Genomic DNA, 13,938 nt, shown 5'->3' with positions numbered 1-13,938 from the left:
ACAGTGCCGGCCGAGTCACCAACCCTAGGTGTTCTGCCCAGAGAGGTTGGGAACGCGGCTGGCGGGTGGTCCGCCGATCGCGGTGTGGTGGCGGTGGTGATTGTAGGTGTGTAGCCAGCCGCGTAAGGCCTTTCGGCGGGCGTTCTCGCTGGTGTAGGGCCTGGCGTAGGCCCATTCGTCGGTCAGGGTGCGGTGGAAGCGCTCGACCTTGCCGTTGGTCTGTGGCCGGTAGGGCGGGTCTTCTTCACCGTGACGCCGAGCTGGGTGCAGGTGTCGGTCCAGAGCCGGGACTTGTAGCAGATGCCGACTGTGTCGTCGCGGCCACAGGTAGCTGCGACGCCATCCGGCACAAACCTAGCGAGCGGCTGCCGCGACCGAGGCGTGGGCGTGCGGCAGGGTATCCCCGTTCGGGTGGTCGGGAAGGTCGCGGTCGGTGTGGTCGGCGTGGAACAGCGCCTCCGCCAGCAGCGCCCGCACATGGGTGTCCGCCGCGGAGTAGTGCACGAACGTGCCTTCCCGGCGGCCACGGACGAATCCGGCCAGGCGCAGTTTGGCCAGGTGCTGGCTGACGGCGGTCGGGGCGGCGCCGACGAGTTCGGCGAGGCAGGCGACGGACGACTCGCCCTGCAGCAGCGCCCACAGGATCTTGATGCGGGTCGGGTCGGCCAGCATCCGGAAGCCCTCGGCGGCGAGGTGGACCTGCTCGTCGTCGGGCATCTGGAAGTCGGGCAGCGAGGTGTGCATGTGCCCAGCGTAACCCGAACCACCGCATTCATCTGCCCATCTGTTTGGCTATCTACGTGATTACGCAGGTATCGTGGTTCGTTGTGACCCTGACAACGAGCCCGCCTGCCGCCGCGACCGCGATACGGCCACCCTCACCGGCGCCGAGGCGACTGCCGGCTCGGCTGTGGGCGCTGCCCGAGATCCGCTGGGCGGCACTGGCCACGGTGTTGTTCGCCGCCGGTGGGCTGGCGCAGCTGGCCGGTGTGCCGTCGCCGGTGTGGTGGACGCTGTACCTGGCCTGCTACGCCACGGGCGGCTGGGAACCGGCCCTCGCCGGCCTCCGCGCGCTGCGCGCGCGGACCCTCGACGTGGATCTGCTGATGATCGTGGCCGCTCTCGGCGCGGCCTCGATCGGGCAGGTCTTCGACGGGGCGCTGCTGATCGTCATCTTCGCCACGTCCGGCGCGCTGGAGGCGTTCGCGACAGCGCGGACCGCCGACTCGGTGCGAGCCCTGCTCGACCTGGCCCCGGATCGGGCCACCCGGGTCGACGCCGACGGTGCGGAGACCGTCGTGGACACGGCGGACCTGCACGTCGGGGACGTGATCCGGGTCCGGCCTGGTGAGCGCATCGGCGCCGACGCCGTGGTGCTCGACGGCGCAAGCGAGGTGGACCAGGCCACCATCACCGGCGAACCGCTCCCGGTGGCCAAGACCACCGGCGACGAGGTGTTCGCCGGCACCCTCAACGGCACCGGAGTCCTGCTCGCCCGGGTGCACCGGGAGGCCGGCGAGTCGGTCATCGCCCGGATCGTGGCCCTCGTCGAGGAGGCTTCGGCGACGAAGGCCCGCACCCAGCTGTTCATCGAGAAGGTCGAGCAGCGGTACTCGGTCGGGGTCGTGGCCGCGACCCTGGCGCTGTTCATTGTTCCGCTGCTGTTCGGCGCCGACCTGCAGTCCACGCTGCTGCGGGCTATGACGTTCATGATCGTGGCGTCGCCGTGCGCGGTCGTGCTGGCCACGATGCCGCCGCTGCTGTCGGCGATCGCGCTCGCCGGCCGCCACGGTGTGCTGATCAAGTCCGCGGTGGTGATGGAGCAACTGGCCGACACAACCGTGGTGGCGTTCGACAAGACCGGCACCCTGACCGAGGGCACCCCGCGCGTCGCGGAGATCCACCCCGTCGCCGGCGTGAGCGCCGAGGAACTGCTGCGGCTCGCCGCCGGGGCCGAGCACGCCAGCGAGCACCCAGTCGCCGCCGCGATCCTGGCCGCCGCCCGTGACCGGCACCTGGCCATCCCGGCCGCAGCCGACTTCACCTCGACCCCCGGCTGCGGCGTCCGCGCGATCGTCGACGGCCGCCTGGTCGAGGTCGGCAGCCCCGCCGTGCTCGACGAGGGACGGCACGGCGAGATCCGCAGCGTCGCGAGCACCGTCCAGGCTGCCGGCGGCACCGCCGTCGTCGTCACGGCCGACGGCGTTCCGGCCGGTGTCCTCGCCGTCACCGACCGGATCCGCCCGGCCGCCAGGGACACCGTGACCGCCCTGACCGCGGTGACCGGCACGTCGCCGGTGCTGCTTACCGGCGACAACCGCGGCGCGGCTGGCCGGCTCGCCGCCGAGGCCGGCATCACCGACGTGCATGCCGGGCTACTGCCGGCCGACAAAGTGCAGCGGGTCCGCACGCTGCAACACGACGGCCGGCGGGTGCTGCTCGTCGGCGACGGCGTCAACGACGCGCCCGCCCTCGCCGCGGCCGACCTCGGTGTGGCGATGGGCCGGCACGGCTCCGACCTGGCCCTGCACAGCGCCGACGCGGTCCTGGTCCGCGACGACCTCACCGCCCTGCCCGCGGTCATCGCCCTGTCCCGGCGCGCCCGCCGCCTCGTCACCGCGAACCTCGTCATCGCCGGTACGTTCATCACCGTGCTCGTCGCCTGGGACCTGTTCGGCCACCTGCCCCTGCCGCTGGGCGTCGCCGGGCACGAGGGCTCGACCGTCCTCGTCGGCCTCAACGGCCTGCGCCTGCTCGCCGACGCCGCCTGGCGACGCGCCCTTAGCGGCCTGGCCTCGTGAGCCGCCAGCACCGCGCGGCGCCGAACGGTGGGGCGGCACCCTGCACCGTCACCGTCTGCCGCGGCTGCTGCTGCGGCACGCCGAAGATCCCCGGCCTGGACCACGCCGCCCAACTGGCGCAGCTGCGCCGGTCCCTGGGCGGCGTCGCGCAGGTCCGGGCCAGTGACTGCCTGGACGCGTGCGAGCAGGCAGGACGGTGTCCGGTCGTACCAGTAGCCGCAGTCGGCGCAGCACCTGGCGGGGCAGGGGCGCCAGAAGGGCGGCGAGGAAGGTCTGGTCCTCGGGCGCGAACTTCACCCGGTCGGCCTTCACCCCGTCAGCGCCGAGTTGCCTGTCGGGCTCGTAAATTCGGTTCGGGCCTGTGACGTGCGGCTTTGTACGACGCCTACCGCGGGCAGGGATGATGATCGACGTCATGACGGCTTCGCTGGTGTACCTGCTCCTACGCCAGGTCTTGCAGATGCTCACCCCGCTCGCCCGCGACGGCAGCGCCAAAGATGTCGAGCTGTTGGTGTTGCGGCATCAGGTGGCGGGTGCTGCGCCGGCAGGTGCACCGACCGGACCTGCAACTGGAGGATCGGGGGCGGCTCGCCAGCGCCGACCAGCTGCTGCCGCGCCCGCTCGCCGGCCACACCCTCGAGGCCGGGGCGCACTCGAGGTCCTCCGCTGGTGCGGGCGCGTCCGGCTCCGCCCGGGCGCGGCCTGAACCTCACGGTTCACGCAGCACGGCGGCCGGCGTGGCGCGGGTGACCCGGCGCAGGGTGACGCCCAGCGCGACGAGCGAGGTGACGACCAGGCAGCCGGCAAGCAGGGCCAGGGTCCCGGCCGGCAGCACGAGCAGCGGCGGCCGCAGTGAGAAGAACAGGCCGAGGATGCGGATGGCCAGGGCGCTGACGCCGACGCCGATCGGCATGCCGATCACCAGGCTGCCCACGGTCGCGATCGCCCCCTCGGTCGCCGGCGGGGTGAGGATCTGGCGCGTCGTCGCGCCGCAGGCCCGCAGGATCGCGGTCTCCCGGCGGCGTTCGAGCACCAGGAACGCGCCCAGGACGGCGACCCCGACGGCGGCCGCCAGCCCGGCCGTGACCGACTCCAGCCGGCCGAGCGCGCGCAGGTTAAGCGCGGTGAGGCTGCGCTGTTCGTTCAGCCGGCTCTGGTCCATCGTCTGGACGGTCTGGCCGGGGACGGCGTCGCGCAGGTCGGCCGCGACCCCGGCGGGCGGCCGGCCCGGGACGACGCGCGCCATGAAGTAGTCGGGTGCCGGTGCCGGCCCCGGGAGCGCGGCGGCGTTCATCACCAGCTCGCTGAACGGCTCGTTCGGCGCAAACGAGCGATACACGCCGGCGATGCGCAGCTTCAGGTTGCGGGCGTCGCCTTCCGCGTCGGGGAAGAGGGTTAGCGTCAGGGTGTCGCCGACGCCGAGCGCGAAACCGTCGGCGATCTCGGCGTGGACCAGCGTCGCCTGCGGGTCCCGCCGCAGCGCCTCAACGCCCTCGCCGTCAAGCAGTTCCGGGGCGACCCTGCTGGCCTGCGGGAAGGTGGCGGGGTCGATGGCGAGGACGCTCTTGCGGTCCGTGCCCACACGGGCGGGCAGCAGCCGGATCGGGGTGATCGCGGCAATGTCCGGATGGCTCGGCGTGGTGGCGGGGCCGCCCAGGCGGGCCGGATCATCGGGTGGCGTGATGCGTAGGTCGGCGCCGAAGCCGGCCTGCCGGTCGTTGTGCTGGGCCGCGTGGTACGTCGCGACGAACGTCACCACGTTGGTGCCGAAGGCGACGGCGAGCGTGCCGAGCACGAGTGCGACGCCGGTGCGGGCGGGACGGCGCCCCAGCCAGCGCAACGCCGCCGCCGTCCAGGTGGTCAGCGCGCGGGCGCGCTGCGGTGCCGTCCGGCGGGTCAGCAGCGCGCTGAGCCCGCGCACCGCGAGCAGGCTGATCCCGAGCCACAGCGCGATCGGCGCCAGCAGTACGTAGAACGCCAGCGCCAGCGTCTGTCCTTCGATCGGTACCTGCTTCAGCCCGCCGGCAGCCAGGTTGATCAGCAGGATGCAGGCGCCCACGGCGATGGCGATCAGGTCGAGCCGCGACCGGCGCCATCCCGGGGCCCAGCCACGCTCCAGCACCCGGCGTTCGACCGCCACCTGACCGCGGCGGACCGCCCGGACCAGGGGCACCACGCGGACCGCCACGGTCAGCGCACCGCCGGCGAGGGCCACCGCCACCACGACCGCGAGCCGATCGGGCGGCAGCTCCCGCCACACCTGCCGCCCGGTCGCCGCACCGACCGCGAGGGCGGCCAGGACCAGGCCGAGCACGGCGCCGAGAGCGCCGGCGACGATCGCATGCGCCGCCGCGAGCCGGGCGAGCTGCCGCCCGGTGGCGCCGCGCAGGTCGAGCAGCGCGTCCTCGCGCCGCTGCGCCTCGGCCAGGGCGGAGGCGGCGGCCAGCCCGAGACCGGCCGCGACGAGCGCGCCGGGGATGCCCAGGAGCAGGAACAGGATCCTGGCGTTGGTCGCGTCGACGCGGGCCATGTCGAGCACCTCGGCGGCGTTGTCGGCCACGATGATGTCGGGTGAGCGCTGTTCGAGTACACGACGGAGCCGGTTGGAGAAGAGCAACGCCTGTGCCGGGTCGGCCGGGTAGGCGTTGTGGTCGACGGTGAGATGCGTCTCCAGCGTCACCGGCGGCAGGTCGGTGGTGCTCGGGTTCAGCGCCGGCTGGGCACCCTGCGCCTGGCGCAGCAGTGGCAGGAACTGCCGCTCGAAGGTCGCGTAGTCGACGACGACCGCCCGCGGGACGCTTGCGATGTCGCCCTGCGCGTCGCCGTACGGGATGGCGAACCAGGTTGTCGCGGCGCGCAGGTCGGCGGTGCCGGTGACGGGCAGCGTCACGGACGGCGGGGCCTCCTCACCCCCGGCCGGGAGGCCGACGGTGACGGCGGCCGGGCCGGTGAAGCCCGCGGTCGCCCGCAACGGCTGCGACATGAGCAGGCCGCCGCCGAGCCGGCCCTCGGTGATCTTCACCCACGGGTGGTGGGCGAGGTACTCCGGATCGACGGCGAAGAGCCGCGCGGGGAGGGGGGCGGATCCGGGCACCGACACGGTCACGGCCGCGGACGCGAAGCGTTCGGCCCGCTGGACCCCGCCGACGCCGGCCAGCAGGCGCGCGGTGGCGGTGCCGTCGCCGTTCACCGTGGTGGCGAGGGCGCGCATGTCGACCTGCACGGGCGCCAGCGCCGTGCGGGTCATCGCGCGCGAGGCGTCGTCGACCAGCAGCAGCGTCGCGGCGAGCACGGCCACCGGGAACGCCACCCCGACGGCGGCGAGGACGAGACGTCGCGGCGCGTGCTGGATGCCGTGGACGAGGAGCCAGAGCATCAGTGGGTCCTTTCGGGTCGGTTCGCGGGTCGGTCCGGCGAGAAGCGGCCGGAGTGCAGGGTCACCGTGCGGTGCGCCCGCTCCGCCACGGCCGCGTTGTGGGTGACCAGGACGACGGCCGCGGACAGTTCGGCGGCGGTCTCGACGAGCAGCCCGGTGATCGCGGCGGCGTTGGCAGAGTCGAGGCTGCCGGTAGGCTCGTCGGCCAGGATGACCGCCGGCCGGCACACCAGCGCGCGGGCGATGGCGACGCGCTGCTGCTGGCCGCCGGAGAGCTCGTCGGGCAGCTTGGGCGCCTCGTCGCGCAGGCCGACGCGGTCCAGCGCCTCACCGACCCGGCGGCGGCGCTCGGCCGGATCGACGCCCGCCAGTACCAGCGGGACCTCGACGTTCTCCGCGGCGGTTGCCTGCGGCAGCAGGCTCAGTCCCTGGGTGACGAACCCGCAGGCGGTGCGCCGGAACCGGGCCCGCGCGGCGCTCCGCAGGCTGCGCCAGTCGACGCCACCCACGAGCACCCGGCCGGCGTCGGGGTCGTCGAGGCCGCCGAGGAGGTACAGCAGCGTGCTCTTCCCCGAACCGCTCGGCCCGACGACGGCGAGCACCTCACCGGGTGCCACGTCGAGGTCGACCTCGTGGATGCCGCCGCCGGTCCGGTAGACGCGGGTGAGCCCGACGGCCCGGATCGCAGCGGTGCCGTGCTCAGTCATCACCGATCACCCCATCGCGCATCACGAGGCTGCGGCCGGCGCGTTCGGCCACGGCCGGGTTGTGGGTGACGGTGAGGATCGCCGTGCCGTGCGCCGCGCGGGCGGCCTCCAGCAGGTCGAGCACCGCCGAGGTGGACCGCTCGTCGAGCTCCCCGGTGGGCTCGTCGGCGAGCAGGACCGCCGGCCGCGCGGCGACCGCGACGGCGACCGCCGCGCGCTGTGCCTCGCCGCCGGAGAGCCGGGCGGGCCAGCGGTGGCGGCGGTCCGCCAGGCCGACCTCGTCGAGGAGGGTGCCGACCCGGTCGCGGATCGCGCCGGCCGGCTGGCCGTCCAGGCGCAGCGGGAGCGCGATGTTCCCGGCCACGTCGAGGCCCGGGTGGAGGTTGTCGCGTTGCAGGACCACACCGATGCGCCGGCGGCGGCAGCGGGCCCGCTCGTCCGGGGTCATCCGGGTCATGTCGTCGCCGTCGACCAGGACCGCGCCCGCCGTGGGGGTGAGCAGTCCGGCGAGGATCTGCAGCAGCGTCGACTTCCCGCTGCCGGAGGGCCCTGTCAGGCTCGTCCACGAGCCGGGACGCAGGGCCAGCCGGGCACCGCGCAGCGCGACGGTCTCGACGTCCCGTTCCCGGTAGATGTGGTACAGCCCCGTGGCCTCGACGAGGAATTCCGTCATTCCCGGCCTCCTCAGGTTGGGGTACGCTCGCTGCTGTCGACGGCCAGCGAACGCTCGGCACGAACACCGAGAAATCAGCATGCGAGTTGCTCGGTAAGAGCACGCGAAGAAGCTGGCTAGGTGATCATGAATGCGGGATCCGCGCGGCTGCTGGTGGTCGAGGACGAGGAGGCCCTGGCGACCGCCCTCGCCGAAGGGTTGTCCGCCGAGGGCTTCACGGTGGAGATAGCGCTCGACGGCGCCAGCGGCCTCGCGCTGGCCCGGGAGCGGGAGTTCGACCTCATCCTGCTCGACCTGCTCCTGCCGCGGGTCAACGGCTTCAAGTTCTGCGCGCTGCTGCGCCGCGCCGGGAACTGGACGCCGGTGCTGGTGCTGACCGCCAAGCAGGGTGAGCTCGACGAGGCGGAGGCGCTGGACACCGGGGCAGACGACTTCCTCAGCAAGCCGTTCTCGTTCATCGTGCTCGTCGCGCGGGTCCGGTCGCTGCTGCGCCGGCGCCGCCTGGAACGGCCGCCGACGCTCGTCGCCGGTGACCTGGTGCTCGACACCGCCGAGCACCGCTGCCGCCGCGGCGCGACGGAGATCGAGCTGACCCGGCGGGAGTTCGCGCTGCTGGAGTTCCTGATGCGCCGCGCCGGCACGGTGGTGCGCAAACGGGAGATCCTCGACGAGGTGTGGGACTGGGCGTTCGACGACGAGTCCAACATCGTGGAGGTCTACGTGGGCTACTTGCGCCGGAAGGTCGATCTGCCGTTCGGCCGGGCCGCCATCCGCACAGTGCGGGGGGTCGGCTACCGGTTCGAGCAGTCCGGTGGCTGAGGTGGGCCGGGCCACGGTCCGCGTGCGGATCACCGCGACCGCGCTCGGCGTGGTCGGCACCGGCCTGGTGGCCGCGGCGGTGCTGGTGCTGGTGCTCCTGCAGGTGTCCATGCGGGACAACGTCGACGCGCAGGCCCGCCTCCGGTTGGTCGAGATCGCCGATCTGGTGCGCAGCGACCGGCTGCCCGCCACCCTCGCCGGTGAGGACGACGGCACGGTCGCCCAGGTGGTCATCAACGACGTCGTGGTCACGCAGAGCCCGACGATCCGCGGTGACCGCCCGATCGTGGCGTTCATCCCGGCCGGGACCGAGATGACGATCCGTACCGTCCGCAACCCGCCCATCGGTGACGGTGAGACCCATCGCGTCGCGGTGCAGCGGGTCGACTCGCCGCGCGGTCCTGCGGTGGTGTACACCGCCGCGACATTGGAGCCGGTGCAGGACAGCACCACCACGCTCGCGCTGCTCATGGCCGGGTTCGTGCCGGTGACGATGCTGCTGGTCGGGATCACCGCGTGGCGTCTTGTCGGCCGCACCCTCGGCCCGGTGGAGGCGATCCGCGCGCAGGTCGCCGAGATCTCCGCCAGCGCGCTGGACCACCGCGTGCCCGTCCCCGGCACCGGTGACGAGATCGACCGGCTCGCCCGCACCATGAACGAGATGCTCGACCGGCTGGAGGCGTCAGCGCGCCGTCAGCGCACGTTTGTCGCCGACGCGTCCCACGAACTGCGCAGTCCGATGGCCGTGATCAGGACCAGGCTGGAGGTCGGCCTGGCGCGTCCGGACGCCGCGGACTGGCCGGCGCTGGCCCACGGCTGGCTGACCGAGCAGGGCCGGTTGGAGCGTCTGGTCGACGACCTGCTCCTCCTGGCCCGGCTCGACGAGACCGTGCCCGTCCCGGCACCGTCCATTGTGGATCTCGATGAGCTGGTACTGCGCGCGGCACTCGATCTGCACACCCGTGGTGACGTCCGGGTCGACGTGACTGAGGTGGGCGGTGGCCGGGTCCGCGGCGACGCCGGGCAGCTGCGCCGGGTCGTCATGAACCTGCTCGACAACGCCGGGCGGTACGGCGCGTCCGTCGTGCGGTGCGCACTGTCGGAGTCCGGCGGCGTCGTCGAGTTGACCGTCACCGACGACGGCCCGGGTGTCCCGGCGGCGGATTGGGAACGGATCTTCGAGCGGTTCGTCCGGCTCAACGAGGCGCGTGACCGCCGGACCGGGGGCGCGGGCCTCGGCCTGGCGATCGTGCGCGACATCGTCACCCGCCACGGCGGCACCGTGGAGCTTACCGACCGGGACGACGACTGCGACGGCGGCGGCGCGAGGTTCGCGGTGCGGCTGCCCGCGGCCGGCGACTGACTGTCGCCCACCCGACACTTCGTCGGCACTCGATATCACCTAGCTCCAATTGTCCTATATTCAACCTATTTATCGTGGCAAATGTTGGATCGTCGCAGGGTCGGCGCCGTTCCGCCGGTACCGGAAAATTCCTCATAAATTTACAAACATCAATTTACTGACAAGGCGCAAATGCCCCGGACCATACTCAAGCGGGGGACATCGATGGTCGGGGGACTTCAGTTGGGGCGCAGAACGCTCACTGTCGTGGATGTTGCTGAGATCTTCGTACGTTGGCACGCCGGTCAATCACAGGGCGAGATCGCCACGGGCCTGCGTCTCGATCGGAAAACGGTCCGGAAGTACCTGCAGCCGGCGCAGGTCAAGCGGTTGCATCCGGGGCGCGTGTCGCTGAGTCGCGAGGACTGGACGGCGCTGGCCCGTATCTGGTTCCCGGAGGTGGCCGACGCCAGACTGCGCCGGATCACCTGGCTCGAGATCGCCCCGCATCAGGCCTACATCGAGGCGATGCTGGGCCGCGCCCCAGTGGCGCAGATCTGGCGGCAGTTGCGGGACGAGCGCGGTCTCACCAGCAGCCTGGCGTCATTTCGGCGACATGTGCGGATAATGCTGGCGGACCAGGCGAACGCTATGGAGAGCGTTTTCGAAGATCGCCCGACCGGCCGCGACGGGGAATTTTCTGACGCCGGTGAGGAATTGGTTGACCCGCCTGCACAATTGCCGGAATCCGACTCCATCACTTGACAGACGTGCAATTTGTGAGTAGCGATTAGGCATAACGCGATACCGCAACCTGCAACCTGGCCGAGCGCGGGTCTGGCGGTGCGATCACATGCGCTGAGCAGCTGTTTCTGATCTCGGGGGACCTCCGAACGCACTGTTTCCGTGCCCGCCGAAAATGCCGCGCGGACACAACATGCATTACCCCCTTCGGTTACCGGGCCGGGACGTGCCCGGTAGCCGACGTGCCCAAAAACCGTCCCGCAAGAAACGATTCCGACAGCAGATGCGCCGAAAGGTCGTGCGCAATGACACGGTGGATCATTGGCTCGAGCGTGCAGTTCCGTCGGCTGGTGCTGCTCGTTGCCCTCATACTCTTGGTGATTGGATTCGGTCAACTCTCGAAACGACCGGTGGAGGCATACCCGGAGTTCACGCCGCCGCGGGTCGAGGTCCAGACCGAGGCGCTGGGGCTCTCGGCCGAAGAGGTCGAACAACTGATCACCAATCCGATGGAGCAGGAGTTCTTCAACGGCCTTCCGTGGCTGAGCAGAATCCGCTCCAATTCGTTTCCCGGGCTGTCGTCGATCGAGCTGATCTTCGAGCCCGGCACCGACATCATCCAGGCCAGGCAGGTTGTCCAGGAACGGCTCACGATGACCGCCGCGCTGCCCCAGGTGGCCTCAAAACCGCCGTTTGTGGTGCAGTCGCTGTCGTCCACCAGCCGGCTCATGATGATCGGGCTTTCCTCGAAGGATCTGTCGCTGATCGACATGTCCGTGCTCGCGCGGTGGAAGGTCAAACCTCGCCTGATGGGCGTTCCGGGCGTGGCCAACGTCGCCGTCTTCGGACTGCGTGACCGGCAGCTCCAGGTGCTGGTGGATCCCGCGCAGTTGAGCCGGCACCAGGTGACCCTCGACCAGGTGGTCCGCACGACCGGAAACGCGCTGTGGGTGTCGCCGCTGACCTTCGTCGAGGCGTCGACGCCGGGCACCGGCGGATTCGTCGACACGCCCAACCAGCGGATCGAGGTCCAGCACACCTCGCCGATCAAGACCGCGCAGGACCTGGCGCAGGTGACCGTACAGGACGCGCAGAGCCCGTCGGTCCGGCTCGGCGACGTGGCGCAGATCGTGGAGGATCACCAGCCGCTGATCGGCGACGCCGGGATCAAGGGTGGATCGAACCTGATCCTGGTGGTCGAGCGGTTCCCGGGCACGAACGTCGCCGCGGTGACCCGCGACGTGGAGGACGCTCTCCAGGCGATGCGCCCCGGTCTCACCGGCGTCGACATCGACACCACGGTCTTCCGCCAGGCGACCTTCCTCGAACAGGCCCTCGGCAACCTCACCAGGACGGCCGTGCTCGGCATTGTCGTGCTGCTGCTGATCGCCGGCGCGCTGCTGTTCGACTGGCGGGCCGCCGTCATCGGCATCGTGGCGATCCTGTCGTCCGTCGCCGCGACGGTGCTCGTCCTGACCGCGTTCGACCTGACGGTGAACCTGATGATGCTCGCGGGGCTGGTGATGGCGGTCGCCGTTGTCGTCGATGACGCCATCGTGGACCTGTACGCCATCAGGCGCCGGCACGGTGACCAACCGCTGACGGCGACCGTCGTCGCGGCCGCCGCCGAGACGCGCGGCCCGCTCCTCGTCGCCACCGCGATCATCGCGGCCTCCGTGGTGCCATTCCTCGCGATCGGCGGGGTGACCGGGGCGTTCCTGCGGCCCGTCACGTTCGCCTATCTGCTGGCGGTCCTCGCCTCGATGGTGGTCGCCCTGACCGTCACCCCCGCGCTGACCATGGTGCTGCTCGCCAAGCGTGTGCTCCCGCCGCGTGAGTCGCCGGTCGCCCGGGTGCTGGAGCGCTGGTACGCCGCGGTGCTCGGCAGGCTCGTCCGCCGGCCGGTGCTGTCCTACGTGATGGTCGGCCTGGTGCTGCTCGCCGGCCTGGCGATCCTGCCGCAGTTGCGAGGCCTGCCCCTGACGCCGCCGCTCAAGGACCGGCACCTGCTCGTGCACTGGACCGCGGCGCCCGGCACGTCGCTGCCGGAGATGAACCGGATGACGGCGCAGGCCGGCAACGAGCTGCGGACCGTCCCCGGCGTCCGCGCGGTCGGCTCGCACGTGGGTCGTGCCTCGACGTCGGAGCAGCTGAACGCCATCAACGCGGCCGAGTTCTGGATCACTGTCGATCCGGCGGCCAACTACGACACGACCGTGCGCTTGATCCGGGCGGTGGTCGAGGGTTACCCGGGGTTCGACAGCGCCGTGTCGGCGTATCCGGACCAGCGCGTCCAGGAGGTGAACACCGGCACCGACAGGCCCCTCGTCGTGCGCGTCTACGGCAACGACTACACGGTCCTGCGGGCCAAGGCCGACGAGGTGACGCGGATCCTCTCCGGGGTCGATGGCGTCGTCGCGCCACATGCGAGCGTGCCGACGACCGAGCCGACGATGGAGATCGAGGTGTTCATCGCCGCCGCCGCCCGCCACGGGATCAAGCCCGGTGACGTGCGCCGCGCCGCCGCCACGTACGTCTCGGGCACCACCGCGGGCAGCCTGTTCGAAGAGCAGAAGGTGTTCGACGTCGTGGTGTGGGGCACCCCCGACACTCGCCGGTCCCTGACGAGCGTCCGCGAGCTCATGCTCGACACGCCGACCGGCGGCCAGGTACGCCTCGGCGACGTGGCCGACGTGGCCATCCGGCCGAACCCGAGCGTCATCAAGCACGACGAGGTGTCGCGGTACGTCGACGTGGTCGCCGACGTCCGTGGACGTGATCTCGGCGCGGTGACGCGTGACGCCGAGCGCCGCCTGCGGTCGGTGACGTTCCCTCGGGAGCACCACCTCGAGGTCCTCGGCGACGCCACGGCACGGCAGGACGCGCAGCGGCTCGGCCTGATGTACACGATCGGCGTAGCGATCGCGATCTTCTTCATCCTGCAGGCCTGCTTCGGCAGTTGGCGGCTCGCGTCCGTGGTCTTCCTGCTGCTGCTGCTGGTGGCGTTCGCGGGCGCGGTGTATGTCGCGGTCGCCCAGGGGGGCGCGACGTCGACGGTGTCGCTGCTTGGCGTCCTCACGGTGCTGGCGGTCGTCACACGACATGCCGTCCTGCAGGTCAGACACTACGAGGAACTCACACGACAGGCCGGCCGGCTCGACCCGGACGTCGTCGTGCGCGGGTCACGGGACCGCTTCGCGCCGACCGTGACGACCGTGCTGGGCACCGGGCTCGCGCTGCTGCCGATGGCCGTCGCCGGTGCTCATGCCGGGTTGGAGACCGCGCAGCCACTGGCGGCGATCATCCTCGGCGGACTGGTCACCGCCGCGCTGGTGAGCCTGTTCCTCCTACCGGCGCTCTACCTGCGGTTCGCCAGGCATCCGCGGCCCGACGCAGTCACACAACCCGACCCGGAGCGGCCGTCCGGCACGCAGCCGGCGGCAGCCCCAAGCCCCGCCTCGGCATGAGGCGACACT

General features: G+C 71.7%; 9 protein-coding genes and 1 pseudogene. 5 read left to right on the top strand and 5 right to left on the bottom strand.

What is annotated here, in order from left to right; all coding sequences use genetic code 11:
- Positions 1 to 24 precede the first annotated feature (24 nt).
- Positions 25 to 234, bottom strand: a pseudogene (locus ACFPIJ_RS28710) (integrase core domain-containing protein); the annotation flags it as partial.
- A gap of 120 nt (positions 235 to 354) precedes the next feature.
- Positions 355 to 744, bottom strand: coding sequence for an ArsR/SmtB family transcription factor (locus ACFPIJ_RS28705; protein ID WP_380119283.1), 390 nt, complete (start codon positions 742 to 744; stop codon positions 355 to 357).
- 89 nt (positions 745 to 833) lie between these two features.
- Between ACFPIJ_RS28705 and ACFPIJ_RS28700 the strand changes: the two genes are divergently transcribed.
- Positions 834 to 2,801, top strand: coding sequence for a heavy metal translocating P-type ATPase (locus ACFPIJ_RS28700; RefSeq protein WP_380119365.1), 1,968 nt, complete (start codon positions 834 to 836; stop codon positions 2,799 to 2,801).
- A gap of 709 nt (positions 2,802 to 3,510) precedes the next feature.
- Here the strand turns inward: ACFPIJ_RS28700 and ACFPIJ_RS28695 are convergent.
- From ACFPIJ_RS28695 to ACFPIJ_RS28685, 3 genes are read right to left on the bottom strand one after another with little or no spacing between them, the layout of a single operon-like run.
- Positions 3,511 to 6,177, bottom strand: coding sequence for an ABC transporter permease (locus ACFPIJ_RS28695; RefSeq protein ID WP_380119280.1), 2,667 nt, complete (start codon positions 6,175 to 6,177; stop codon positions 3,511 to 3,513).
- Positions 6,177 to 6,884: an ABC transporter ATP-binding protein gene (locus ACFPIJ_RS28690; RefSeq protein ID WP_380119277.1), complete on the bottom strand. Its 708-nt coding sequence runs from the start codon at positions 6,882 to 6,884 to the stop codon at positions 6,177 to 6,179. Before ACFPIJ_RS28690 ends, ACFPIJ_RS28695 begins: the two co-directional genes overlap by 1 nt.
- Positions 6,877 to 7,557: an ABC transporter ATP-binding protein gene (locus ACFPIJ_RS28685; protein WP_380119274.1), complete on the bottom strand. Its 681-nt coding sequence runs from the start codon at positions 7,555 to 7,557 to the stop codon at positions 6,877 to 6,879. The genes ACFPIJ_RS28690 and ACFPIJ_RS28685 overlap by 8 nt, the downstream gene beginning before the upstream one ends.
- Positions 7,558 to 7,683: 126 nt before the next feature.
- On the opposite strand from ACFPIJ_RS28685, the gene ACFPIJ_RS28680 reads away from it, so the two are divergent.
- From ACFPIJ_RS28680 to ACFPIJ_RS28665, 4 genes are all read left to right on the top strand, one after another.
- Positions 7,684 to 8,376, top strand: a complete 693-nt coding sequence (locus ACFPIJ_RS28680; protein WP_380119363.1) for a response regulator transcription factor — start codon at positions 7,684 to 7,686, stop codon at positions 8,374 to 8,376.
- Positions 8,369 to 9,739, top strand: a complete 1,371-nt coding sequence (locus ACFPIJ_RS28675; RefSeq protein WP_380119271.1) for a sensor histidine kinase — start codon at positions 8,369 to 8,371, stop codon at positions 9,737 to 9,739. The genes ACFPIJ_RS28680 and ACFPIJ_RS28675 overlap by 8 nt, the downstream gene beginning before the upstream one ends.
- Positions 9,740 to 9,985: 246 nt before the next feature.
- Positions 9,986 to 10,483, top strand: coding sequence for a hypothetical protein (locus ACFPIJ_RS28670; protein ID WP_380119269.1), 498 nt, complete (start codon positions 9,986 to 9,988; stop codon positions 10,481 to 10,483).
- Positions 10,484 to 10,704: 221 nt separating this feature from the next.
- Positions 10,705 to 13,929, top strand: coding sequence for an efflux RND transporter permease subunit (locus ACFPIJ_RS28665; protein ID WP_380119266.1), 3,225 nt, complete (start codon positions 10,705 to 10,707; stop codon positions 13,927 to 13,929).
- Positions 13,930 to 13,938: the final 9 nt, after the last annotated feature.

This window comes from Dactylosporangium cerinum (assembly GCF_042653625.1).
Taxonomy (GTDB): Bacteria; Actinomycetota; Actinomycetes; order Mycobacteriales; family Micromonosporaceae; genus Dactylosporangium; species Dactylosporangium cerinum.
This window is presented reverse-complemented; position numbering and strand designations above follow the sequence as displayed.

Bases quoted from the DNA above. Each gene is read 5' to 3' on its own strand.
- ACFPIJ_RS28705 (WP_380119283.1), bottom strand. From the start codon at position 744: ATGCACACCTCGCTGCCCGACTTCCAGATGCCCGACGACGAGCAGGTC.
- ACFPIJ_RS28690 (WP_380119277.1), bottom strand. From the start codon at position 6,884: ATGACTGAGCACGGCACCGCTGCGATCCGGGCCGTCGGGCTCACCCGC.
- ACFPIJ_RS28695 (WP_380119280.1), bottom strand. From the start codon at position 6,177: ATGCTCTGGCTCCTCGTCCACGGCATCCAGCACGCGCCGCGACGTCTC.
- ACFPIJ_RS28685 (WP_380119274.1), bottom strand. From the start codon at position 7,557: ATGACGGAATTCCTCGTCGAGGCCACGGGGCTGTACCACATCTACCGG.
- ACFPIJ_RS28680 (WP_380119363.1), top strand. From the start codon at position 7,684: ATGAATGCGGGATCCGCGCGGCTGCTGGTGGTCGAGGACGAGGAGGCC.